The sequence below is a fragment of the Halolamina litorea genome (assembly GCF_026616205.1).
In the GTDB taxonomy this organism is placed as follows: domain Archaea; phylum Halobacteriota; class Halobacteria; order Halobacteriales; family Haloferacaceae; genus Halolamina; species Halolamina litorea.
In genome coordinates, this window is record NZ_JANHGR010000001.1 from 1,462,690 (window position 1) to 1,487,219 (window position 24,530).

23 protein-coding genes are annotated in these 24,530 nt (G+C 65.9%); 17 read left to right on the forward strand and 6 right to left on the reverse strand.

What is annotated here, in order from left to right; translation table 11 throughout:
• The first annotated feature begins 58 nt into the window (after positions 1 to 58).
• On the forward strand, positions 59 to 1,381 hold the full coding sequence (gene hflX / locus NO998_RS07645; RefSeq protein ID WP_267647199.1) for a GTPase HflX: 1,323 nt from the start codon (positions 59 to 61) through the stop codon (positions 1,379 to 1,381).
• A 64-nt stretch (positions 1,382 to 1,445) separates the two neighbouring features.
• Positions 1,446 to 1,895, forward strand: a complete 450-nt coding sequence (locus tag NO998_RS07650) for an outer membrane protein assembly factor BamB family protein (protein WP_267646515.1) — start codon at positions 1,446 to 1,448, stop codon at positions 1,893 to 1,895.
• A gap of 26 nt (positions 1,896 to 1,921) precedes the next feature.
• Here the strand turns inward: NO998_RS07650 and moaC are convergent, their stop codons facing one another.
• Both moaC and NO998_RS07660 read right to left on the reverse strand, forming a co-directional pair.
• Positions 1,922 to 2,467 carry a cyclic pyranopterin monophosphate synthase MoaC gene (gene moaC / locus NO998_RS07655; protein WP_267646516.1) on the reverse strand — a complete coding sequence of 182 codons (546 nt, stop codon included), beginning with the start codon at positions 2,465 to 2,467 and terminating at the stop codon, positions 1,922 to 1,924.
• Entirely contained in the window at positions 2,460 to 3,914 is a 1,455-nt protein-coding gene (locus tag NO998_RS07660; protein ID WP_267646517.1) for an NAD(P)H-hydrate dehydratase, read from the reverse strand. The genes moaC and NO998_RS07660 overlap by 8 nt, the downstream gene beginning before the upstream one ends.
• 97 nt (positions 3,915 to 4,011) lie before the next feature.
• On the opposite strand from NO998_RS07660, the gene NO998_RS07665 reads away from it, so the two are divergent.
• Positions 4,012 to 4,839 carry a hypothetical protein gene (locus tag NO998_RS07665; protein ID WP_267646518.1) on the forward strand — a complete coding sequence of 276 codons (828 nt, stop codon included), beginning with the start codon at positions 4,012 to 4,014 and terminating at the stop codon, positions 4,837 to 4,839.
• A gap of 28 nt (positions 4,840 to 4,867) precedes the next feature.
• On the opposite strand, the gene NO998_RS07670 is transcribed toward NO998_RS07665, so the two are convergent.
• Positions 4,868 to 6,304, reverse strand: coding sequence for a LamG domain-containing protein (locus NO998_RS07670; RefSeq protein WP_267646519.1), 1,437 nt, complete (start codon positions 6,302 to 6,304; stop codon positions 4,868 to 4,870).
• Positions 6,305 to 6,525: 221 nt separating this feature from the next.
• Here NO998_RS07670 and NO998_RS07675 point away from each other — a divergent pair, with 221 nt between their 5' ends.
• From NO998_RS07675 to NO998_RS07685, 3 genes are read left to right on the forward strand one after another with little or no spacing between them, the layout of a single operon-like run.
• The gene (locus NO998_RS07675) at positions 6,526 to 7,170 is read left to right on the forward strand and encodes an SdpI family protein (protein WP_267646520.1); all 645 of its coding nucleotides are present in this window, start codon (positions 6,526 to 6,528) and stop codon (positions 7,168 to 7,170) included.
• Between the two features lie 48 nt (positions 7,171 to 7,218).
• The gene (locus NO998_RS07680) at positions 7,219 to 9,543 is read left to right on the forward strand and encodes a hypothetical protein (protein WP_267646521.1); all 2,325 of its coding nucleotides are present in this window, start codon (positions 7,219 to 7,221) and stop codon (positions 9,541 to 9,543) included.
• Between the two features lie 60 nt (positions 9,544 to 9,603).
• On the forward strand, positions 9,604 to 10,230 hold the full coding sequence (locus NO998_RS07685; RefSeq protein ID WP_267646522.1) for a histidine phosphatase family protein: 627 nt from the start codon (positions 9,604 to 9,606) through the stop codon (positions 10,228 to 10,230).
• A 14-nt stretch (positions 10,231 to 10,244) separates the two neighbouring features.
• Here NO998_RS07685 and NO998_RS07690 read toward each other — a convergent pair whose 3' ends face one another.
• A complete protein-coding gene (locus tag NO998_RS07690; RefSeq protein WP_267646523.1) occupies positions 10,245 to 11,120 on the reverse strand; it encodes a fumarylacetoacetate hydrolase family protein in 876 nt (291 codons plus the stop codon).
• A 79-nt stretch (positions 11,121 to 11,199) separates the two neighbouring features.
• Between NO998_RS07690 and NO998_RS07695 the strand changes: the two genes are divergently transcribed.
• The 11 genes from NO998_RS07695 to NO998_RS07745 all read left to right on the forward strand — a co-directional run bounded on the left by NO998_RS07695 (position 11,200) and on the right by NO998_RS07745 (position 22,214).
• Positions 11,200 to 11,682: an RDD family protein gene (locus NO998_RS07695; protein ID WP_267646524.1), complete on the forward strand. Its 483-nt coding sequence runs from the start codon at positions 11,200 to 11,202 to the stop codon at positions 11,680 to 11,682.
• A 74-nt stretch (positions 11,683 to 11,756) separates the two neighbouring features.
• Positions 11,757 to 13,190, forward strand: a complete 1,434-nt coding sequence (gene xacF / locus NO998_RS07700; protein WP_267646525.1) for a 2,5-dioxovalerate dehydrogenase — start codon at positions 11,757 to 11,759, stop codon at positions 13,188 to 13,190.
• 55 nt (positions 13,191 to 13,245) lie between these two features.
• Complete coding sequence (gene gfo6, locus NO998_RS07705; protein ID WP_267646526.1) at positions 13,246 to 14,325, forward strand: D-xylose 1-dehydrogenase Gfo6; 1,080 nt, start codon at positions 13,246 to 13,248, stop codon at positions 14,323 to 14,325.
• Positions 14,326 to 14,395: 70 nt separating this feature from the next.
• Positions 14,396 to 14,971 (forward strand): LURP-one-related/scramblase family protein, encoded by a 576-nt coding sequence (locus tag NO998_RS07710; protein WP_267646527.1) that lies wholly within the window; start codon positions 14,396 to 14,398, stop codon positions 14,969 to 14,971.
• An 80-nt stretch (positions 14,972 to 15,051) separates the two neighbouring features.
• Complete coding sequence (locus tag NO998_RS07715) at positions 15,052 to 15,921, forward strand: MBL fold metallo-hydrolase (RefSeq protein WP_267646528.1); 870 nt, start codon at positions 15,052 to 15,054, stop codon at positions 15,919 to 15,921.
• Between the two features lie 86 nt (positions 15,922 to 16,007).
• On the forward strand, positions 16,008 to 17,180 hold the full coding sequence (locus NO998_RS07720; RefSeq protein ID WP_267646529.1) for a mandelate racemase family protein: 1,173 nt from the start codon (positions 16,008 to 16,010) through the stop codon (positions 17,178 to 17,180).
• A gap of 32 nt (positions 17,181 to 17,212) precedes the next feature.
• Positions 17,213 to 17,872, forward strand: coding sequence for a hypothetical protein (locus NO998_RS07725; protein ID WP_267646530.1), 660 nt, complete (start codon positions 17,213 to 17,215; stop codon positions 17,870 to 17,872).
• A gap of 65 nt (positions 17,873 to 17,937) precedes the next feature.
• Positions 17,938 to 18,393, forward strand: coding sequence for a ferritin-like domain-containing protein (locus tag NO998_RS07730; RefSeq protein WP_267646531.1), 456 nt, complete (start codon positions 17,938 to 17,940; stop codon positions 18,391 to 18,393).
• A 92-nt stretch (positions 18,394 to 18,485) separates the two neighbouring features.
• Entirely contained in the window at positions 18,486 to 18,827 is a 342-nt protein-coding gene (locus tag NO998_RS07735) for a DUF7964 domain-containing protein (RefSeq protein WP_267646532.1), read from the forward strand.
• 234 nt (positions 18,828 to 19,061) lie between these two features.
• Positions 19,062 to 20,081 (forward strand): tyrosine-type recombinase/integrase, encoded by a 1,020-nt coding sequence (locus NO998_RS07740; protein ID WP_267646533.1) that lies wholly within the window; start codon positions 19,062 to 19,064, stop codon positions 20,079 to 20,081.
• Between the two features lie 270 nt (positions 20,082 to 20,351).
• On the forward strand, positions 20,352 to 22,214 hold the full coding sequence (locus NO998_RS07745) for a DUF262 domain-containing protein (protein WP_267646534.1): 1,863 nt from the start codon (positions 20,352 to 20,354) through the stop codon (positions 22,212 to 22,214).
• Between the two features lie 585 nt (positions 22,215 to 22,799).
• Here NO998_RS07745 and NO998_RS07750 read toward each other — a convergent pair.
• Both NO998_RS07750 and NO998_RS07755 read right to left on the reverse strand, forming a co-directional pair.
• The gene (locus tag NO998_RS07750) at positions 22,800 to 23,027 is read right to left on the reverse strand and encodes a hypothetical protein (protein WP_267646535.1); all 228 of its coding nucleotides are present in this window, start codon (positions 23,025 to 23,027) and stop codon (positions 22,800 to 22,802) included.
• 144 nt (positions 23,028 to 23,171) lie between these two features.
• Entirely contained in the window at positions 23,172 to 24,356 is a 1,185-nt protein-coding gene (locus NO998_RS07755; RefSeq protein WP_267646536.1) for a tyrosine-type recombinase/integrase, read from the reverse strand.
• Between the last annotated feature and the right edge of the window lie 174 nt (positions 24,357 to 24,530).

Consider the following 24,530-nt stretch of genomic DNA (forward strand, 5'->3'; position numbering starts at 1 on the left):
TTCATGGCCACGGACCTCCTACTCCGGTGTATGCACGGAACCGGGGTGACCGCCAGCCATCCCTACTGATCGCGCCGTCGTCGCCAAGCGCGTCGACGAAGGCGAGGCCGACCTCGAAGAGATCGCCGAACTGGCCCGCGCGGCGGGCTACGACGTCGTCGGTGAACTCACCCAGCGACGTACGCAGGACGCCGCCTACCACTTCGGCGAGGGGAAAGTCGACGAACTCGCGGCCCTCGTGCGTCGGACCGACGCCGACGCCGTCGTCGTCGACAACGAGATGGGCCCGTTCCAGACGTACAACATCGGCCAGAAACTGCCGGAGGGCGTCGACGTGCTCGACCGTTTCACCCTCATCCTCGAAGTGTTCGGCCAGCGCGCCCAGACACGGAAGGCCCAACTCCAGGTCGAACTCGCGGAACTGCGCTACGAACTCCCCCGGGCCGAGGCCAAAGCCAGCCTCGCGAAGCGCGACGAGCGGCCGGGGTTCATGGGGCTCGGGGAGTACGACGAGTCCCGCGAACAGGACATCAAGAACCGCATCTCGCGTATCTCGGAGGAACTGGACCGGATCGCCGAGAAGGAGGAGAAGCGCCGGTCCCAGCGCCGCGATCAGGGGTTCGACCTCGTCGCCCTGGCGGGGTACACCAACGCCGGGAAGTCGACGCTGCTCCGGCGCCTCGCCAGCGAACTCGATGTGGACGAGAACGAACAGCGTCACCCGGATTTGGACACGACCGCCGAGTCCGAGGACAAACTGTTCACCACGCTCGGGACCACGACCCGGAAAGCCGACACCGGCACCAGGGAGGTGCTGCTGACCGACACCGTCGGGTTCGTCTCGGACCTCCCCCACTGGCTCGTGGAGTCGTTCAAGTCGACGCTCGATTCGGTGTACTACGCCGACCTCGTGCTGCTGGTCGTCGACGCCTCCGAGCCCGTCGAGGCGATGCGCGAGAAGCTCGTCACCTCCCACGACACCCTCAGCGACCGCAACGAAGCGCCGATCGTGACGGTGTTCAACAAGGCAGACAAGCTGAACAAGCCCGAGATCGACCGCCGCAAGCGCGCGCTCTCGGCGCTGGCGCCCGCCCCCATCGTCGTCTCGGGGAAGACCGGCGAGGGCGTCGACGCGCTCCGGCGCCGGGTCGAACGAGAGCTTCCGGATTGGGAGCGCGAACGGCTGCTCCTCCCCGTGACCGACGAGGCGATGAGCGTCGTCTCGTGGATCCACGACAACGGGAACGTCCACGAGGAGAGCTACGGCGACGAACAGGTGACCGTGGAGTTCGAGGCGCCGCCGGCGGTGGTGTCGAAGGCCCGTTCGAAGGCCGCCGACGTGGAGCGCCCGACCGTCGACGCCGACGCCGGCGGGGCCTGAGGATCGTTTCGGCGGCTACGTTCTTCGAAAAACACAATATTCGGGGCGGCGAGCGTCGTCGTGGATGCCCGACGATATCCCGATCGAGTGGCCGCTGTACGGTGCTACACCGTCCCGGGCCGGCCGCGGGGCCGACACCGACGGCGGCCCCTCGGGGAACGAGTGGCGCTTCGAGGCCGGCGGGCCGGTGTTTTCGTCGCCGGCAGTCGCCGATGGGACCGTCTACGTCGGCAGCTACGACACCCATCTGCACGCCATCGACGCCGAGGACGGCACCGAACGCTGGCGCTTCGGGACCGGCGACTGGGTGAACTCCTCGCCAGCCGTCGCCGGCAACAACGTCTACGTCGGGAGTAACGACGGCTCCCTGTACGCGGTGGACTCAGCGGAGGGAACCGAACGCTGGCAGGTGGAGACGGGCGACCCGGTTTACTCGTCGCCGGCGGTCCGCGACGGCACCGTCTACGTCGGGAGCCACGACGGTTGCGTCTACGCGACGCCCGTGTCGGAGTAGTCGACGCCGCGCCAGTCTGTCAGTCGCTACAGCTCCCGCTTCTCCTTACTCACGACCTCGACGCCCGAAATCTCGGTTCCGGGGTAGCCGCTCGCTTCGACCTCGTCGCTCTCGTCGACGACCTCCTTCTCGGCGGCTTTCACCATGTCCCAGACGACGCCGAGCCCGGTCGTCACGCCCTGAATCGCCTCCATCTCGCAGCCGGTCTTTCCCGTCGTCTCGACGGCGACTTCGAGGTCGATCCGGCCGTCCTCGACGGCGAACTCCGTCTCGACGTTCGTGATCGGGATCTGGTGACACATCGGGATCGTCTCCCAGGTGTGTTTGACGGCCTGAATCGCGCCGATCCGGGCGGTCGCGAGCACGTCGCCCTTCCCGAGTGCGTCGTCACGGACGGCGTCGATCGTCGACTCGGTCAGGTGGATCTCCCCCCGAGCGACCGCGCGCCGGCCGGTGTCGGGCTTCTCGCCCACGTCGACCATCTGCACGTCGCCGTCGTCGGTGGTGTGGGTCAGTTCGTCGCCGGAATCGGCGCCGGTAGCGTCACCGGCGGCGTCTGAATCCTCACGCATCGTCGTCCCCTTCGAGGGCCACCGGGATGGTCTCTTGGAGTTCCGTCGCGCGGAGGCCCTTCCCGCGGTCGAGCAGTTCGGCGGCGCGGCCGTTGACGTAGCTGCCGACGCAGGCCGCCTCGAACGACTCGGCGCGGGCCAGCAGCGCGGCGACGACGCCGGCGAGCGTGTCGCCGGTGCCCCCGACGGTCATTCCCGGCGTGCCGGCCCGGCAGCGCCGCACCGTCTCGCCGTCGGTGATCACGTCGACCGTCCCCTTCGCGAGGACGGTGTGGCCCAGTTCGGCGGCGAGGTCGCGGATCTCCTCGGCCGCGGCAACGAGGTCGTCCGTCTCGGGACCGCCGAGTTCGGCCAGTTCGGATCGGTTCGGCGTGAGCAGCAGTTCGGCGTCCGTGTCCACCTCGGGCACCAACGCCAGCGCGTCGGCGTCGACGACCGCGGTGCCTGAGTAGTCGGCGAGGAACTGCCGGGCGGCTTCCTCCGTCTCGGGATGGCGGCCGAGACCCGGGCCGAGAACGACGGTGTCGTCGTGGCGCTCCGCAGTATCGACGAGCGCCGGGACCTGCGCGGGCGTGAGGTGGTCCGCCGCGTCGTCGGTGTCGCCGCCGTCGCCGTAGGGCTGCACGATCAGGTCCTCCGAGTAGCCGGCGATCGGTTCGAACACCGACTCGGGACAGGCGACGAACGCCAGGTCGGCACCCGCGGAGAGCGACGCGCCGGCGGCGAGGGCGGGCGCGCCGGTGTAGGGCCCGCCGCCGATCACGAACGTCCGCCCGCTGTCGCCCTTGTGGTCGCCGACGCCGCCGAGGACGGCTACGTCGCCCGGTCCGACGACCTCCTCGGCCGCGGCCGGGATGCCGATATCGGCGACGGTCACGTCGGGGTGGTCGGCGAGACCGGGTTTCAGGTCGTGGAAGGTGACGACGTGCTCGGCGTCGACGGCGCCCGGTGTGGCGTCGCCCGAATCGGGGTCGACGCCGGAGGGAACGTCGACGGCGAGGACCGGCGCCCCGGCGTCGGTGATCGCACGGGCGACGCTGGATTCAGGCTCCCGGAGGTCGCCGGTGATCCCCGTGCCGAGCATCGCGTCGACGATCAGGTCGGGGTCGTCGAGGGCGAACTCGCGGGAGTCACCGACGGCCTCGGCGTCGATCCCGGCGCTGTCGAGAGCGTCCCAGTTCGCCCGGGCGACGTCGGTCGTGATGCTCTCGGGACGGCCGAGCAGGTGGACGCGAACGTCGCGGTCCGTGAGGAAGCGCGCGGCAACGAGCGCGTCGCCGCCGTTGTTGCCGCGGCCACAGGCGAGCGCTACGCGGTCGCCCGGGTCGGTGAGGTCGCGGACTCGCCGGGCGACGGCGTTGCCCGAGGACTCCATCAGCGCGCGCAACGGGACGCCGAGCGCCGAAGCGTTGCGGTCGACGGCGGCCATGCGTCGGCTCGTGATCATGTCGGCGGCTTCGGCGTGGGGCGGATTAAGGGTAGTGGGGAGTTCGGTCCGGCGACGGCGCCGGAACGCATACCCGACCCGCGCCCTGACGGGGGGTGTGAAGCAGTACCCGCCGATCCCGACCGTCGGCGATGACGACGCCCCGGCGTTCGCGGGACACCGCTGGCTGCTAGAGGCGGTCGAGGGGTCGCCGCTGCGGTTCCAACTGCAGGCGTCGGGCGCGATCCGGTTCGGCGGCGAGCGCCGGGTGTACCGGGACGACGACGCGGTGCCGAGGGAGTGTCGTCGGGCGGTTCAGCACGTCCGCGAGCGACTGGATCGGGAGGCCCTCCGCGCTGCCGTCCCGGACGTGACGGCGCTCACCTTCGTCGGCTGGGCGACCCACCGCGAGCGGATCGACTACGAGTGGGCGCGGCTCCCGCCGTTCCTCGGCTTCGACGTACTCGCGGCCGACGGCGGCCCTCGGCCGCCCGACGCCGTCGAGAGCATCTTCGACCGATTGGGGCTCGACCCGATCAACGCGGTCGAACGGGAGGTCCACGGACGGGATTTCGACCCCGACAGCTACGCCTTCCCGGCGTCGGCGTGGTACGACGGCCCCGTGGCCGGGGTGTTGATCCGGGACAAACACGGCGGGTGCGCACGCCTCCCGAACGACGAGCTATCGGTGGCTCCCGCAGAACCGATCGGTGCGGAGGACCCGGAATCGCTGGCCGACGCGGTTGCGACCGAGCGCCGGTTCGAACAGGTCGCCACACGGCTCCGTGACCGGGGACAGGAAGCGACCGTCGACCGACTGTGTGACGGGCTACTGGCGGACGTGTACCGGGAGGAACACGGGCGGCTGTTCACCGATGGGAACATCGAGGAGTCCGCCCTCCGGACCGCCGTCGTGCGGCGAGCACAGCGCTACCTCGGCGGCTGAGTCGCGGGCGCCGAAGACTCCGGAGCCGTCAAGAGCCGTCCCAAACGGCGGCTGTGGGGTCTGTCGCGGTCACGAGGCGATCGATGGCGTCGGGTGAGAGTGCGACCTCGTAGAGCCGGGCGTCGTACAGTCGGCCCTCGTAAGTCGGGTCGTGGACGCCCGCGTCCCGGTTCCGGTAGTGGTAGCCCAGCGCCGCGCCGATCTCGTCGATCCTGAGCGGGTAGTCGTCCTCGGTCTCGTCGACCCGTTCGCCGTCGACGTACAGGCGGGCGCGGGACTCGTCGTAGGTGTAGGCGACGTGCTGCCAGCGGCCGTCCGGGATGTCGGGGGTCGGGACGGCGGTGTAGGCGCGGCGCTCCTCCTGATCGGGGTCGTACACCATCCCGTGCAGTTCGCCGCGTCTGAGTGCGACCACGAGGTGGTCCCACTTCAGGAGGATCTGCCAGCCGGCGCCGCGGTCGGTCGGCTGCATCCAGAACGCCACCGTACAGGCCTCCCGCGTGCCGAACGCGGGGGTCCGGAGCTTCCCGTCGTCGATCGCGTAGCCGCTTGCGAGCAGGCCGTCGGTCCGCTCGTCCCCCTCGTCGGGGATGCTCTCGGCGACGGCCGAGGCTTCGCCGAACGGTGGGGTGGCGTCGCCGACACCGGTGAACCCGGCGTCGGCGTCGAGGTCCTCGATCCGCTCCCGGCAGTCGCTCGCGCCGGCACGCACCGCCGCGATCCGATCTGCGGCCCACGCCGCCGCCTCGCCGTCGTTCCGGAGGACGGCGTGGAGCCGACCGTCGTCGTAGACGAACAGGTACGCCTCTCGCTCGTCGCCGCTCCGACAGACGATGAGGCCGTACTCCGGCACCGGCCCCACGGCGAGGTCTCCGTTCCCGTCGACGGCGACCTCACGGAGCCACCCCGGGAACGTCGAGGCGAGCGTCTCGAACAGCGACCGCGAGAGCGTGAACGTCACGTCGGCACCCGCACCGGCCCGTGAACGGATCGGACCCAGTAGGGAAGGGCGAGCGATCTGGGGGAACGTCCCCTCGATCTCGTCGGTGTTCCGGATCGACGACCCGAGGTCAGCGAGCAGGCCGACCGCGTCGGCGTTGCCGATGGACGAGACGTCGGCGCCCCGGATGAACGTCACGTCGATCACGCTCTCCTTCCAGAGCGGGGCGAGCGCCGGCGCTGCCGTCGAGATGGCGTCGGCGTCGCGGTCGAACGCCCGGGAGCGTTCGAGCGCCAACACCCCCGCAGTCGTGGCCTCGTACCCGCCGTCGACCGCCCGGGCGAGTTCGGTGTCGAGCAGTTCCTCGACCGCTCGGTCGACCGTGGACCGCGAGGCGGCGACGCGGTCGAGCAGGTCGCGCTTGTCGAGCGGGCCGTCCCGCAGGTGGTCGAGGATGGCTGATCGCCGCCGGGCGGTGTGGAGTATCGTCGTCATGGGGACGTGGCAGGACGGTTCCAACGCCATGTCGGAGGGACATAAGTTCGTTGACGGCACAGTCATCGCGTGACGAACTTCGCCACCCGATGACCTATCGGGTGTTCCCCACCGAGAGCCGGGATGCCAACGTGGCCGGACCCAGTTCCGGGGTGCCGAATCTCCGACGGACCACCGAAGCGACCACCCCGGGAGGGTTCCGTACGCCGTCTCGCAATAGCTGTATGTACCATCGGTTCCTCGACACACTCGTGAACACGAGTGGACGCTTCGGGCTGGCCGGCGCCATCGTCGCCGCCTCGGCGGCGGTGGGGGTTCTCGCGGCCCCGTCGCTCCCGGCGGAGATGGCGACCCACTGGAACGCCGCGGGGCAGCCGGACGACACACTGCCGAAAGCAGCCGCACTGGCAGTTCTCCCGGCTGTATCGATCGGGCTTCTCGCCCTCTTTGCGGCGCTGCCCCGGATCGACCCGCGGAGGGAGAACGTCGCGTCGTTCCGCGCGGCGTACGACTGGTTCGTGGTGCTGCTGGTCGGCTTCCTGAGCGTCATCCAGGTCGGCATCGTCGCCTACAACCTCGGCTACCGCTTCCCGTTCGTCTCGCTCGTACTGCTCGGGGCTGCGGGGCTGCTCTACTACGCCGGCGTGCTCGTGGGGCGGGCCGAACAGAACTGGTTCGTCGGCATTCGGACGCCGTGGACCCTCGAGAGCGAGGAGGTCTGGGAGCGGACCCACGAGGTCGGCGCACCGCTGTTCAAACTCTGTGCGGCGTCGACGCTGCTGGCCGCGGTGTTCACCGACTGGGCCCTCCTGCTGACCGTCGCGCCGGTCCTCCTGACGGTCGTGATCACGGTCGGCTACTCCTACCGACTCTCCCAGCGCCTCGAGGCCGAGTGATTTCGGGGCAGGGGAACGTATTTGCCGGCCGCTTCGCAAGCAGGGGGCATGCCAGACCGGTGTGGGTACGACCTGAACCTCCGTGCCGCCGAAGAACGGTGCGCACGGTGGCTCGCGACCGAGTACGACTACATCCACGACGACTCACCGGTCGAGGAGGTTCAGGCCTTTTCGGACCTCCCGCGTGACGACGACGGCCGGTGGCAGTGTCCCCGGGTTCCCCGAGAGGGGGGCCGCTGCGTGCTCCACGATCAGGACGCCAGCGACGCCGATGTCCGGGCGGCGGTGTTGGCGACGCTCCGCGGCGAGTACAGCGCCGAGGAGTTCGGCGTCGACGCCCCGGACGGCGACTACCGCACCCTCGCCTCGCGGATGCTGGGCGTCGAACTCGACACGCTCGACCTCCACGGCTGCCGACACGCGGCGCCGGACGTGCCCGCCCTCGACCTGCGGTGTGCAGACATCGACACCCTCAGGCTGGGCGACGCGACCATCGACGCCCCGATCAGGCTGGACGGCGCGACCCTCGGCTCGTTGTCGGGCATAGGGGCCGACATCGGGGGGTCGCTGGGCGCGCGGTTCGTGACGGTCGAAGGCGACCTGACGCTCGACCGCGCCACCGTGGACGGCCGGGTCGACTGCCGGTTCTCGCGGATCGGGGGTGACGCGTCTGTCGCTCACACGACCGCCGGGAGTCGCTTCGACTTCGGGTTCAGCCACGTCGACGGCGTGGTCGACGCCGCCGGCGGGGACTGTGGCGGGCGGTTCACGCTCAAGGAGGCGGTCGTCGACGCGGTCTCGGCCGCCGGCGTCGCCGTCTCGGGGGCCGATCCGGAGAGCGACATCCCGGGCCTCCAGTTCCGCGGGCTAACGACCCGGCGGTCGGTGGACCTGACGGGCGCCGACTGTGTGGGGCAACTGATCGGCTACCGGATGGCCATCGGCGGCGATTTCGACGCGAGCGGGGCGACGATCACCCAAGGCGTCTCGTTGGCGACGCGGACCGGAACCCGGCTGGGCGAAGCGACCATCGACGGCACGCTCTCGTTCAGCGAGGCGCGGATCGACGACGAGACCAAACTCCGCGGGCGCGACCGGCGTGACGCCACGCTCGCGGTCGGCGGCCGACTCGACCTCTCGGAAGGGACGTTCGAACAGCTACAGGCGCTCCCGAACATGACCCACGACCGCCTCTCGGTGGTGGACTGCCGCGGGGCGACCATACACGAGGGCGTGCTGGCCGGACATGATTCGGGGGAGACGGTGCTCTACGACCTCGAAGAAGCCGAACTGGGGGACGTGCAGATCAGGCCCGGCGGCGCGTCGGCGCCGGCGATGCTTTGGCTCGACCGCACGGCGTTCGCGGGGTTCACCTTCGTCGACGAGGCCCGGCGGGGGTTCGAACGCGCCGACTGGACGCTGATCGACGAGTCGCCGGAGCGTCGCGAGACAGTCGCGTTCGCCCGCGCGTTCGGGGACGCGACCGAGTACGCGCGGGACTTCGCGGCGCTGTGTGTGGCCCGCCCCCGCCTGCGCGAGTGGCTCGCGGAGACCGATCCACCCTACGACGCCGAGTCGCTCGCGAGCGCCGTGTTCGACGGCGCCGGCGAGCGCGCGTTCGAACGCGTCGCGAAGAACGGCCCCGAGAACCCCGAACAGCTGGGTGTGGCACCGTTCCGGCGCGAGCGCTACCGCGTCGGCGTCGCCACGCTCCTCGCTCGGGCGGTCCGTTCTGACGACGAGGACGACCGACGGCTCGCGGCGACGGTGGCCGACGGCGCGGGCGACGCCCTCGCCGCGCTCGCCGGGCGGGTCGACGGCGACACCGACCCCGAGAGCGTCGACACCGCAACGCTCCGTGACGCGTTGGCTGACGCGCTCGCGGACCCGGACGCGGCCTCCCGGTCGCTGGAACAGCAGGAACTGACGTACATCGAGGCTCGAAAAGGGGCCGACGACGTGGGCGACAGCAGCACCGCGGGTAACCTCTTCGTGAACGAACGCCGGATCAGGCGGGAGATCCACCGGCGTGAGGGGGACTGGGTGGATTTCTACGCCAACCGGACCTTCGACTGGGTCGCCGGCTACGGCGAGCGGCCCCGCCGTGCGCTCCGGTCCTCGCTCCTGCTCGTCGGCGGCTTCGCGGCGGTCTACTGGGTGCTGTGGTACCTGTTGCCCGGCTTCTCCTCGCCGACCTACGGGGGCGTCGACGGCGCGCTGTTGCTGAGTTCGGCGTCGTTCACGGCGTTCGTGTTGGGGGGGACGACCGTCGAGGCCGTGCCGATCCGACTGTTGGCGAACGTCGAGGCGCTGCTCGGCGCGTTCATGATCGCGCTGTTCGTGTTCACGCTGACGCGGTCGCTCCACCGGTGACGGTCGTGCCGACGGCGTCCGATCGACAGTCGTAACACGGCCGTCGTCGACCGACCGGGCATGAGCGACTCGAAGACCGTGTACCTCGTGCGCCACGGGCAGACGCCGTGGACCGCGGCCGAGCGCGTCCAAGGGTGGGCGCCGGTCCCACTCACCGAGGCAGGACGCGAACAGCTCCGGGCGACGGGCGCGTACCTCGACGACCGACTCCCCGACGAGCCGGTGGGCATCGAGACATCGGACCTCCGCCGCGCGAGCGAGAGCGCCGAGGTCGTCGCCGACTGTCTGGGCGAGCGGGCGACGATCACCAGCCACGAAGCGCTCCGTGAGCGTGACTTCGGCGTGCTCCAAGGCCTCGACGACGACCGCTACCACCGAGTCAAGCGTGACCACACCGGCGACGGCGCTGACTCGCTCCTCCGGGCACCGGAGCGGGGCGAGTCCTGGCGCGCGGTCGAGACACGCACGCTGGAACGCTGGGCCGATATGCTCGACGAGATGGCCCTCGGCGAGTCCCGGGTGCTGGTCTCCCACACCGGGCCGCTCTACTGCATCCTCGCGGCCGTCTCGAACCGCCGGCTGGAAGCCGAGATGCGCGCGACCGACCTCCCCGAGGGTGGCGCCTTCGAGGTCGCCATCGAGGACGGCGAGAGCCGACTGGTCGGCGAGGGATGGGCGCCCGAGTGAACGAGGCCGGAGGCTCAGACTTCGACGACCCCGTTCGATAGCTCGCCGATCCCCGCGATCTCGATGGTGACTTCGTCGCCCGGCGTGAGCGTGAACTCGCCCTCGGGGACGAGCGACGTCCCGGTGAGCAGCACACCCATCTCCGGGACCGCGTTGTGGGCACGCCACGCTGCAGCCAGTTCCTCGCAGGTGCGGGCCATCTCGGCCGTCGAGGTGGCGTCCTCGTACACCGTCTCGCCGTCGCGTTCGATCCGCATCGACATCCCGAGATCGTGGGGGTCGTCGACGGCGTCGGCGCCGACGACGCAGGGGCCGATCGCACAGCAGCGGTCGTACACTTTCGCCTGCGGGAGGTAGAGGGGGTTCTCGCCCTCGATGTCGCGGCTGCTCACGTCGTTGCCGACCGTGTAGCCGACGATCTCGCCGTCGTAGCACACCAGCCCCAGTTCGGGTTCGGGGACGTTCCAGTCGGAGTCACCGCGGACGCCGACGGCCTCCCCCGGACCGACGGTCCGACTCGGCGTCGCCTTGAAGAATATCTCCGGCCGCTCGGCGTCGTAGACGTCGAGGTACACGTCGGCCATCCCGCTCTCCTCCTCCCGGGCCTGCTCGCTGATCTCGTAGGTGACGCCGGCGGCCCACACCTCCTCGGGGACCAGCGGGAGCGCCGCCTCGGCGTCGTCGGGGCGCTCGACGGTCGGCGCGTCGGCGACGAGGTCTGCCGTGAGGGCATCGACGCCGGTGCCGGCGACGTTCGCGGCCGCCGCGAGGTCCCGGAACGTCCGGAGCCGGGGTTTGACCGCAGTGAGGTCGTACGCGGCGGTTCCCGAGGCGTCGTCGACGGCCAGCAGCCGCGACGCGTCGTCGCCGTCCTGTCGGTAGTACTGCATGCGGGGGCCGAGGGGCGACGCCGGCATAAATCCCCGTCGCAGGGGAGGGTTTTTGCTCCCATCCGCGGAACGGCCCCGTATGACCGAAGTCGACGACGGTGCGGGTGAGCGGACGGTGATCCAGTTGGCGTCGTGGGACGATCGTTTCTGGGCGTGGCTGATCGACGTGATACTCGTCGGCGCCGTGGTGTCGGTGTTCTCGGAGGGGGTTTCGGGGCTCCCCTTCGGGCTCTCGTTCACGCTGCCGACCGTCGGCGCGAGCGGGGCCGCGTTGTGGCTCTACTGGACGGTCCTCGAGGGGACCCGTGGGCAGTCCGCCGGAAAGCTCGTGATGGACGTCGCCGTCGCCGACCACGGGGGTGGGGAGATCAGCTACGTGCAGGCCGCGGTGGAGAGCTTCGGCAAGGCGTTCCTGCTCCCGCTGGACGCGCTGATCGGCTGGATCGCGATGGAGGGGGAGTACCTCAGGCTGTTCAACCGCCTCTCGAACACTATCGTCGTCGAGCGCCCCGACGACGACCGAATCCCTCCGGGCGTCGAGTACGTTCCGCCGGAGGGATAGCCGACACGCGCCGGGCGGCTGACCCGGCCGGTCCGGGCTAAAGGATTATCACTGAACCACCACAACACGGAGTCATGACTGAGTACGCGAACTTCATCGGCGGCGAGTGGGTCGACGCCGAGGGCGGCGAAACGTTCGAGACGTACAACCCCGCGGCCCCGGACGAGGCCGTCGCCACCTACCCCGAGTCCGGCGTCTCCGAGACCGACGCGGCCGTCGCGGCGGCCGTCGACGCTGGCGAGGCGTGGGGCGACACCCCCGGACCCGAGCGCGGTCGGGTGCTTTCGCGGGCCAGCGCGCTGCTCGCCGACCGCAAGGAGGATATCACCGACCACCTCGTGCGCGAGGAGGGGAAGACGAGGCCCGAAGCCGGGGGCGAGGTCCAGCGCGCTATCGACATCTTCGACTACTACGGCGCGAAGGCACGGGACCTCGGCGGCGTCGTCAAGGGTTCCAGCGGCCGGAACACGACCCTCCGGACGAAGAACGAGCCGGTGGGCGTCGCCGGCCTGATCACGCCGTGGAACTACCCGGTCGCCATTCCGGCGTGGAAGATCGCCCCCGCACTGGCGGCGGGCAACGCCGCGGTCATCAAGCCCGCGACGCTCGCGCCGGGCTGTACCCACGAGATCGCGGAGGCGCTCGCGGAGGCGGGGCTCCCCGAGGGCGTGCTGAACGTCGTCACCGGTCCCGGCAGCGAGGTCGGTGACCGACTCGCGAGCCACCCCGACGTGGACGCCGTCTCTTTCACGGGCAGCACGGCGGTCGGGAACGCGGTCCGGGACGCCGCCGCCGAGGACGGCAAGCGCGTCCAGTTGGAGATGGGCGGGAAGAACCCCACCGTGGTCTCCGACACGGCGGACGTGGCGGAAGCGGCCGAGATCGTCGCCGCGGGCGCGTTCGGCGTCACCGGGCAGGCCTGTACGGCCTGCTCGCGGGCGATCGTCTACGAGGACGCCTACGACGACTTCGTCGAGGCCGTCGTCGACGCCGCCGAAGCGATCGAACCGGCACCCGGCCTCGGCGACTCGGACATGGGCCCGCAGGTCAGCGAGTCGGAACTCGACGCGACCCTCGACTACGTGGACGTGGGGCGGACCGAGGCGACCATCGAGACGGGCGGCAACGCGCTCGCCCACGAGGGTCACTTCGTCGAACCGACCGTCTTCTCGGACGTGGCACCCGACGCCCGGATCGCGCAGGAGGAGATATTCGGCCCGGTGCTCTCGGTGATCCCCGTGAGCGGCTACGAGGAGGCCCTCGACGTGGCCAACGGCGTCGACTACGGCCTCTCGGCCAGCATCGTTACCGAGGACCACTCGGAGGCCAACCGCTTCGTCGACGACATCGAGGCTGGCGTGGTGAAGATCAACGAGAAGACCACGGGCGTCGAACTGCACGTCCCGTTCGGCGGGATGAAGGCCTCCTCCAGCGAGACCTACCGCGAGCAGGGCGACGCCGGCCTCGACTTCTACACCATCTCGAAGACGGTGTACGACAACTACTGAGGGTCGGGTCGGAGCCGGCACAACGCCTTTGCCGTCGCCGCGAGACGACGACGGCATGGATATCGAGACGCTCGCCGACGAGTTCGACCGGCGGGACTGGCAGGAACTCGAGGAAACCGACGACCCGGTCCGGATCGCCATGGTCGGTGTCGGCTGGTGGACCCGCGAGCAAGCGATGCCGGCCGTCGAGAGCGCCGCCCTCTGCGAGACGACCGTACTCGTCAGCAGCGATCCGGAGAAGGCCAACGAGGTCGCCACGGACTCAGCGACCGTCGAACGCGCGATCACCTACGACGACTTCCACGAGGGCGTCGCCGCCGACGCCTACGACGCCGTCTACGTCGTCACCCCGAACGCGCTCCACCTGCCGTTCGTCGAGACGGCCGCCGAACTGGGGAAGGCGGTCCTCTGTGAGAAACCGATGGAGGCGACCGTCGAGCGCGCCGAAGCGATGATCGAGGCCGTCGAGGCGCACGACGCGACGCTGATGGTCGCCTACCGGATGCAGACCGAACCCGCCGTCCGCCGGGCAAAGGGGTTCATCGACGAGGGGCTGATCGGGAAGCCGGTGTTCGTCAACGGGAACATGACCGAACCGATCCTCGACCTCGTCCCCGACCCGGACCAGTGGCGCCTCGACGGCGACCTCTCGGGGGGCTGTGCGACGATGGACATCGGGATCTACCCGCTCAACACGGCACGCTTCCTGCTCGACGCCGACCCAGAGCGTGTTCGGGGGAAAGTGGCATCAGTGAACCCCGAGTTCGACGACGTGCCAGACGAGCACGCGGCGTTCCAACTCGACTTCCCCGACCACGTGTTCGCGGTCTGTACGGCCAGCCAGAACGCCCAGATGGCCAGCCACATCGAGGTGATCGGCACCGAGGGTCGGATCCGGGTCGAACCGGCGTTCTACCCGTGGGACGACCGCGCGCTCACCCTCCAGCGCGGTGAGACGACCATCGACGTTGGCTTCGAGCAGGTCGACCAGATGGAGGAGGAGTTCGAGTACTTCGCCCACTGCCTGCTGACAGACACTGAGCCCCATCCCGACGGCGAGCACGCGCTGCGGGACATCCAGACGATCAAGGCGGTGTACGAGGCCAGCGAGCGCGGGGAGACGGTCGAACTCTGAGCGGCGCCGGCTATTCACAGCGATAGCTGCGTACGAACCCTTTTCAGTGGTCCCGGGGGAAGCGACGAGCGTGACGGACGATTACGCCCTCGAAGGGATCGAACTCGCCGACGACAGCTACACCGTCGAACAGGGCCTGATCCGGACCAAGTTCCGGGCCCTCGACGAGAACGGCGAGGTGGTGCTCCGGGGGAAACAGAAGATGCTGAAGCTCAAAGAGCAGTTCCCGTTCGTCGACGAGAACGGCGAGGACGTGTTCGAGGTCAACGCCGGCGGCATCCTCGACGTGGCGGGCGACTACACGCTGACCGACGCCGTGACCGACGAACCGGTCGTGGTCCTCGACAACGACTACTCGATCATGCAGGACACCTGGAAGATCCGCGACGCCGACACCGAGGCGAAACTCGCGGAGATCAACTCCCGCGGCGCGCTGACGACGCTCGCCCGGAACGTCGTTCCCTTCGGCGAGCTGATCCCTCACAAGTACGAGATCACCGACGCCGACGGCGACCACGTCGGGAGCATCGAGGGCCAGCTCTCCCTGCGCGACCGCTACGAGGTGACCATCGACGACGCCAGCGACGTGCCGACCGAGCCGGTCGTCGCCGCCGCGATGGTGATCGACGCGATCCAGGGGAACTGACCGTCGACTCCCCGTCAACCGTCGGGCGCGATCCGATCCCGGCGCTAACACTTTCTCCCCGCCACCCGAACCCGGCGAGCATGGTCCACTCCACGTGGGGCGACTGGTTCGTACGCGAGGAGGTCGAAGCCGCCGACCCCGGCGACGGCGCGATCGGATGGTACCTCGGCTGTAACGGGTTCGTGCTGCGGTCGGCGTCGACGACGCTCTACGTCGACCCGTACTTCGGCGAAGGCGACCCGCCGAACCTGATCCGGATGATCCCCGTCCCGGTCGACCCCACCGACGCGACCGACTGCGACGCGGTGCTCGCCACCCACGAGCATATCGACCACATCCATCCGCCTTCCTACGGCCCGTTCGTCGAGGACCTCGGCGCCGACCTCTACGCACCCAGCGCGTCCTACGAGTCACCCGACTACGAGGGCGACCTGCGCGCACCCGACGAGCAGCGCCGCGTCGTCGCAGAAGGGGCGGACTTCGAAGTCGGGGACTTCACGGTCCACGTCCGCGGGGCGAACGACCCCGACGCCATCGAGCCGGTGAGCTACGTCGTCGAACACGCGTCGGGGACGTTCTTCCACGGCGGCGACAGCCGGCCCGCGCCGGAGGCGTTCCCCGCCGTCGCCGACGAGTTCGACATCGACGTGGGCGCGCTGGCGTTCGGCTCGGTCGGGCATATCTACGAGCCGGAAACGGGCCATGGCGAGCGCACGCGCTGGTACATGGACGAAAACGAGATCATCGAGGCGGCGAACCAACTCGAACTGGACCGACTCCTCCCGAGCCACTGGGACATGTGGCAGGGCGTCGGTGCCGACCCGAAAGTGCTCCACGAACACGCGGCCTCCCACGCGTACCCGCGGACGCTCGACGTGCCCCACGTCGGCTGTTCGTTCCGGTTCGGGGACCCGGGCATCGGCCGACTCGGCGTCTTGGGCGACGAGTAGTTCGGTATTCCCCAGCCGGCTCTCCCGACGCCGTCGACGCCGTCCGGCGTGGGGGTTTTTACTGTCGGCCCACGGAGAGGAAGGCTATGCCACCGACTATCACGAGGATCGAGAGCCGAGAGTTCGAGTACCCGCTGGAGGACGTGGGCACCGACGAACACGGCTTCAACCTCGTCTACGAACCCGGCGAGACCACCTACCGGAAGCTGTTCGGCGTCAAAATCCACACTGACACGGGGGTCACCGGCGAGTACGTCGGCGGAAACTCCCCGGCGGCGGCCCAGTACAACATCATCGCGAAGTACCTGATCGGCAAGAACCCCCTCGAACGCGAGAAACACTGGTCTGAGATCAAGCGCGCGCTCCGGAAGTACGACCGGATGGGGATGGGCCCTATCGACATCGCGCTGTGGGACTTCGCGGGCAAGTACTACGACGCGCCGATCCACGAACTGCTCGGCACCTACCGCACCGAGATGCCCGCCTACGCGTCGACGTACCACGGCGACGACGCCGGCGGCCTCGACTCCCCGGAGGCGTTCGCCGACTTCGCCGAGGACTGTCTCGACGCCGGCTTCGGCGGCTTCAAGATCCACGGTTGGGGCGGCGGCGACTCCTCGCGCGACCTGGACCGGGAGGTCGAAGCCGTCCACGCCGTCGGCGAGCGCGTCGGCGACGAGATGGACCTGATGCACGACCCCGCCTGTGAGTTGGAGACGTTCGCCGACGCGCTCGAACTCGGGCGGGCCGTCGACGAACAGGACTTCTTCTGGTACGAGGACCCGTTCCGCGACGGCGGCATCTCCCAGCACGCCCACCGGAAACTCTCACAGAAGCTCGATACGCCGATCCTCCAGACCGAACACGTCCGCGGGCTGGAACTCAAGTCCGACTTCGCCGCCAACGACGCGACGGACTTCCTCCGAGCGGACCCCGAGTACGACGCCGGCATCACCGGCGCCATGAAGGTCGCCCGCGTCGCCGAGGCGTTCGGCCTCGACATCGAGTTCCACGCGCCCGGGCCGGCCCAACGCCACTGCATCGCCGCCTGCCGCAACTCGAACTACTACGAGATGGCGCTGGTCCATCCCTACTGCCAGAACACCCAGCCGCCGGTGTACGAGGGCGACTACTCCGACATGATGGAGGCCGTCGAGGGGGGGACCGTCTCGGTGCCCGAGGGCCCCGGCCTCGGCGTCGAGTACGACTGGGACTACATCGAGTCGAACACGACGGGACAGGTCCACACCTACGAGTAGTTCTTTCTCGCCGGCTCCCCTCACGGGGAGACATGTCGAGTGACACGAACGCCGACACCACCGGACTCGGGGTACTGCGAACGGTCGGCAGCTACGTCAACCACGACGACGTGCTGGTGCGGTTCGTCTCGCTGTGGCTGCTCGTGGCGACGGTCTTCACGCTCTCGTGGGTTGTGAGCTACTACCTCCTCCCGCAGGGGCTGCTGCGCGGCGGGAACCCCGTCGCTGAAGCCGAGTACGCCGGGAGCGTCAGCCGAGAGTTCCTGACGCTGTTCGGCTGGAACGTCGCCGTCTCGCTGATCGCGGTCGCCGCGAACACCCTCCGGTCGGTGAACACGCCGATGGGCTACGTGATCGAAGTCGTGCAGGCACCGCGGTACGGAGCGGTCTGGGGTACCGGCTCGCTCGCGATCGGGAGCGGGGAACGGATCGTGCCGTCGTTGGCCGTGCTCGTCGAACGCAGCGGGCCGATGGAGATCACGGCGGTCGTCGCCATCGTCGTCTCGACCCGCGGGCTGATGCTCTGGCACCAACGGTCCGGGCCACGCTGGCGCGAGGAGTTCGAACGCGTCCGGTCGCCGCAGGACTGGTCGTTGGACCGGCGCGAGTGGGCGATGCTCGTGGGCGGGTACTCGCTGCTCGCGGTCGCGTGCTACCGCGAGGCGGTGGCTATCGCGGCGGTCGCCGGCTGATCGGTACCGGCAGGGACCGGGAACCGCCGACGGTTATTTCGTCTCTTGGACACAATCGTAACTGCATGAGCTCGGAGAAAGTCATCGACCTGCTGCGCAAGGCCTACGGCGACGAGATGGAGACCGTGATGAACTACCAGACGAACGCCATCGTCCTCGACGGCGTCCGTGCCGAGGAGATCAAGGAGAGCCTCCAGACGGACATCCAAGAGGAACTCGGCCACGCCCAACAGCTGGGCAACCGACTCAAGCAGCTCGACGCCCGACCGCCCAGCTCCGCCGACTTCGTCGCCCGGCAGGACTCCCTCCAACCCCCCGAGGACTCGACGGACGTGCTCTCGGTGATCCGGGGCGTCCTCGACGCCGAGGAGGACGCCATCGACACCTACCGCGCGCTCATCGCCGCCGCCGAGGACGCCGACGACCCGGTGACCGAGGACCTCGCGGTGACGGTCCTCGCCGACGAGGAGGCCCACCGGACGGAGTTCCGCGGCTTCGAGAAGGAGTACGCGAACGAGTGAGGAGTGGGCGACGGCGGGGTTGTAACGGACCGACCGGGGCCGGAACGGAAGCGTAACTTTACCCCGCCTCGCTGAACGATTCGCTACTACCAATGTCCACCGAGGTGCAGATTCAGGAAGCGCTGCCCGACCGCTCACTCACTGTCTCGGAGGCCGAAGCACTCGTCGACTCTTCGGACGACGACCCGGTCTGGCCCGTCGCGATACGTGCCGACGAGGCGGGGGACAACGAGGTGCTCGCCCTCCTCGCAGAGACGCCCGAGACCGTCTACGCGCTCGGGTTCGACCCCGAACGGACCGTCTGGGTCGCCTTCGAAACGTGGGAGTCGACCGAAGGGTTCGACAGGGGGCAGACGGACGAGACGGTCCGTGAGTGGGTGACGAGCCACCACCCCGACGTCGTCCGGGACGACATCTGGAACCCCTCCGCGTAGCGTCGAGTGTCGGGGAGTGGTCCGTTCGCGGATGGTGCTGAGCCGGGACGCCGCGGTTTGTGTTAGTAGAGCTCGTACCGGGCCGCGGCCTCGTCGACCAGTCGTTTTTGGCGGCGGAACGTGACGGAGAAGGATGGGCGCTGCAGGAACCCTCTGCACCCCGTGACAACTTAGTATCAGTCAACAGGTCGGCCCCGTTCCCGCTCCTCCTGACTGGGATTCACTGGAACAGACATGGACGACCTCGAACCAATCGCACCCGACGAAGCACTCGAACTGTACATCGACCATCGCCGACGCGAAGTGGCCAAATCGACGCTTCGCTCACACAAGTCCCGGCTCGGCCACTTCATTCGCTGGTGTGAGGACGAAAAGGAGCTCACCAACCTCAACGAGCTCACGGGGCGACTTCTCCACGAGTTCCGTCTCTGGCGCCGGAACTATGACACCGAAATCAAGCCAGTCACCGAGAAGACTCAGATGGATACGCTCCGCGTGTTCATCCGCTTCCTTGAGACAGTCGACGCAGTCAAACCCGACCTCAGCGAGAAGGTCCTCTCCCCCGACCTCGATGCGAACGAGAACGTTCGAGACGAGCGTCTCACAGCAGAGCAGGCAGAAGCTGTCTTGACCTACCTTGGGAGGTACAAGTACGCCTCGCGGGCACACATCGTTCTCACACTCCAGTGGCACACCATGCTCCGTCGAGGCGCAGTCCGAACGCTTGATTTGTCGGACTACCACGCGGAGGAACAGTCACTAGAGGTCCGACATCGGCCAGAGTCAGGAACGCCAATCAAGAACAAGGAGGAAGGAGAACGATTCGTCGCGCTGTCGACGGAGGTTTGTGGATTGCTGGATGACTGGATAGACACTCGACGCCCCGACGTTGTCGACGAATACGGGCGGGAGCCGCTCATCGCCACATCGAGTGGCCGCATGCACGCTACCACGCCAACATCGATTGTGTACAACTGGTCGCGACCGTGCAAAATCGGCATCTCCTGTCCCCTCAATCGAGACCCGGATGACTGCGAGGCGGCGGACTACACTCACGCATCGAAGTGCCCGGAGAGTGTCTCGTCACATGCGGTTCGTCGCGGAGCGATAACGAACCACCTTGCTTCCGATGTTCCGGTCGAAGTGGTCTCAGCACGTGCGAACGTCGCTCCAGCGACACTCGACAAGCACTACGACCGTCGTGATGAGCGAACGAAGATGGAGCAGCGTCGAAAGTACCTCGACAACCTCTGAGGGGGTATCCAAACCCCCGTTCATCCCCCGAATCAGCTACTAGGAATTCCGAACCAGTACCGCAGAATCGACGTGAATAGTTCAACCAGTGAATACTAGTCAGTTCGACTACAACTTTCGTTGAGCCCGGATGAGTAGGAATGTTGTCTCGTTGAAACTACCTTCAGCAAACAGCTATAGTATCTACCCCGCCCTAAGTACACTGTATTCAAAATACACTGATTTTATCCCACTTCGTAATGAGTTATTGACATCAGGGTAGACCATCTAATGGCTGAAACTACTCCGGTGGCCGAAGAACTCCCTCGGCTGAACGATTCACTGTTCATTCCCTGTCTCCAGCGGGATTACTGTTGGAGCCAACAGCAGGTAGAGATGCTCTGGGACTCTCTATTACGTGGGCTCCCGCTCGGGTCTATTTTAGTCTGGGACAGAGCTGTCAACGAACGTGAAGACCCTGCGTATAAATTCATCAGGCACTACGTTGACGAGAGGGGATATTCACATGAGGAAGAGGTCCGCCGCTACAGCAAGCGACTCCCCGGATTCCCAGACTCCTACACCCTCATTCTTGATGGTCAACAGAGGCTGACTTCGTTCTATATTGGCCTCTATGGGAGCTACACGACGCGAATCCATGGCGCGTGGAAGAAAAATGCGAGTTCCTACAATCGTCGCCACCTATATTTGGACCTCCTATCTGGAGAGGAGGGTGACAACCACGACCGTGAGTTGGTTTACGAGTTCGACTTCAGAAAGAGTGGAGGGCTGAACAGTGCTGGCGATAGATATTGGCTAAGAGTGGGGTCTCTCTTGGAAGCTGGCTCCGGACTTACGGAAGACGCCTTTCTCGATGAGAGTCAATTCGTTGAACAAGTCGAGGGTGAACTCCCATCATCACTTAGCGACACTGAACGCTCTGACGCGATAGACACTGCGGAGCAACTCTGGTGGGGAGTAAACCAACGAAATGCCATCCTCTATGAGAGAACGTTAGCTAACGAAAAGACTGCCCGCGAACTATTCATCCGACGAAACAAAGGCGGTATAGAGCTCTCGGGAGTGGATATTCTGCTTGCACTTCTCACTGGGTACTGGGAGACGGTGGAAGAAGAAGGCACGCCGACAGACGCGAAAAACGAGATTGAGCGATTCACCGAACGTCTCTCTGGAAACGAGCGACTCTCCGAGGAGGGGTTCACATTCGGTAAGCGGTTCACGCTCAGAACTCTGTTACTGCTATCCGGCGAAACACCGTCGTTCAGGAGGGATGGGAGATATGACGGCGAGCTTCTCACCGAGGCAGAGGACATATTCCGTGATGAAGAGTTTGAGGAGGCAGTCGTGAATGCGTTTGAACTCGCTGCAGACCTCGGATTCCACGACGCCGCACTTTCCAGTAAGACTGTCGTCACCCCAGTCATCCAATTCCTCTACGAGAGCGACTACGATACATCGGGAGAAAACGAGAAAATCCACTACTGGCTAGCTACGACGGTTCTGAACAGTATCTTCGGCGACATCGGGTCACAGCAAGTGCTGGAAACTGCGCGACAACACATCTGGGAATCTGATGGTGATGAGTTCCCCGCGGTAGACATCTTGGAAGAGTTGAGTGGACGGGGGGCTCCGACACAGCTTGACGAAGGGAGACTTGACCAATTGCTGGACGAGATTGGCTATCAGTCGGGGTCTCGGCGAAATGTGTTGCTCACGCATCTCTATCGGGGGGAGCGGCGGGCTGGTCACGCAGAATACGAGGTAGACCACATATTCCCCCGAAAGAAACTCGGAGACAGGGACTACTTAGAGAATCACGGTGTCGAGCCAGAACAGGTCGAGTGGCACAAGGACCATCGAGACCACATCGCGAACCTACAGCTGCTGAGTAGTGAGGGGGAGAACCAATCGAAGAGTGACCGCGACTTCAGTGATTGGTTAGAACGAGTTGAGGAAGGCGAGGTCAAGAGCCTGTCCGGGACGAATGAATATTTCGAGACCCATCTGATTCCACAGGATGAGGCGAAACATGAGTACCCCCAATTTGAAAGCTTCTTAACGGGTGAATCGGGACGGAAGCGGTTCATGAAGCACGTGCTGAAAGAGACATTACCGCTCAGCAGTTCGGCATAATAACGAGAGTAACTCAGACTACCAAATACAGTAGATTCAGGCTGATGTAGCAGTCCCTGCTACTGTTTCGACGGGCCCGGGTGACTGAAGTTCAGTATCGGTCGATGCTGGATTGTGACTGTAGACCCGAAGCCGACTCCTCCTCTTCCTGATTCCACTTGTTCAGACCTTCAACAGCCTCATCACTAACTTGCACCTTTGCAGCGCTGGAGGAAGAATCGGGACCCCACAAGCCAAAAACACGCTTCCCGGACTGATACTCATCGTACTCTTCCGGTAGGAGATATACCCAGCCAACCTCTTCGTGTTCGCTGCCCCGGCGCCCACAGATTAGAGAAGTCTCCGGATAGCCTACCGGCTCAACTGCGATTGCATAGTTGGTGTTTCTCGGGGGATGGTCTTGACATCGAACAATTGCCATAGTACCATTTGCACGGTGAATATCAAGAATTCAGTGGGTCGGTTCGAATTGTGAGCGAGCACTCGTACGAAAGACGGTGGTCCAATAGTCAGAACATGAAATGACAGGTACTATTCCTGCATCAACCTCCGGAGGTTTTGCTGAGTGTTACTTGTCTCATCGGTCTAAAAGTCGGTTCCGTCTGCGATACTTCTCATTGAATCCATCAGACCTCGATACACCGGTGAGATTTCCGATATCGCGAGGTCGCTGCGGCTTGATTGTTTTTCAAACACCACACCGCTGCCGTCCTCAAACTGCATCATCAGATAGTGGCCGCCGCTACCATCGCTGAATTCTTTGAACGAGCTCAGTTTCTGCTTGAATTCCTCAGCATCACTTCCCATGGTCATATGTGGTAGTGCTAATAACTCATATCATGGCAGGGTATCAACTCGACAGTATGGAAGGTCCTCCTCGTCAGGGAGAAAATCAGAATTGAGCTTCCGCTATTCACTGACTGGCTACACCACGGCCACTATCGGTTCAGGAGAACGCTATTCGCCATATCCCCGACCCATTTTGCGGCTCATCTTCATCATCTCCCTCCGAACCTGCATTTTCTCTTGCTCGGTACGGTGGTCGTAATGCTTTTCGAGGATTTTCTCGGATACGTCACAGCGTTCTGAGAGGACCGTCTGCGGAACTCCCCCCTTGAGCTCGGCCGTGATGTATCCTTTCCGGACCGGGTGGGTACTCAGGCTATCGGGGCACTTGAAGGCCCAATTGTTCCGCTGTGCACCTTCACACTCACGCGGGTCTCGGCCATACGGACATCCGCTTCCAGTAGCACACGGGCGAGTCCACGCGTAGAAGTAATTCCGAATCGTGGATTTCGAAAGTCGCCCGTGCACAGTCGTTAGCAGTGGCTCTCGGTCGAAATCGTCAGTCTGGTCGACCCGCTTGTCTTCGAGATAATCGTCCAGCACTTCACACAGCCGGGAGGAGATACTGACGTTCCGTTCTCCTTCCTCCCCGTTCTTCAGCGTCGTTCCCGTTTCCGGCCGGTGTCGCAACTTGAGGTAGCCACCCTCTCTCTCGGGAACGTAGTCATCAACGTCGAGGGAGTGGACACCCCCTAGCCGTGCTCCACTTTCCGCACACAGGAACCAGACAACGTGGTGTAGGCTTGCGTACTCGTACCGGCCGAGCCAGTCCAGAATGTGTTTAGCGGTCTCCGAGTCCAAGAATTCCTCACGAACTTCGTCGCTTCGGCTCAGTTTCGGGATGATGACGTACTTTCGGAGGTTCGGAGCAACGACACCCCACGACTCGCATCGCTTGATGAAGACTCGAAGAATCTTCTGTTGGGTCTCCTCAGATTTCGGGGCGAGCTTCTCTACTTTCGTCGGAGCCACCTCCCGTCGCCATACACGGTACTCCGCGATGTCACTGCCCGTGAGCTCGCTCATATCATCGATTCCTCGCACCTCGTCGCACCAGACGAGGAAGTGATTGTACAGGGACGAGCGGTGAGTGTTTGCGGTCCCGTTGGGGAGGTTACGAGTTCGGAAATATTTGTCAATGGCATCTCGGGGAGTCATTGACTCCAGCGACGGCGTCGAGGTCATCGAGGACAGCGACGGAGACATCTTCTCCACCAACTCCTCCGCAAGTTTCGTCAGGTCGTCATTAGCCGCCTGTTCAACATTCTCGATTGGAGAGTCGTCAGCGGCGCTCATTCCTGCGCCACCCCATTGAAAGACTGCGGCACTTCACAGAAGGTCGTATCACGGCCGAAACCGGGGAATTTGTTCGTTTTCATCAATAGTAGAGACGGCTGTTTGGGATATAAATTCACCTAGTTTTCAGACTCCAAAAGTAGTCAAACTCATATAGTAGAAGAGCAACGAATT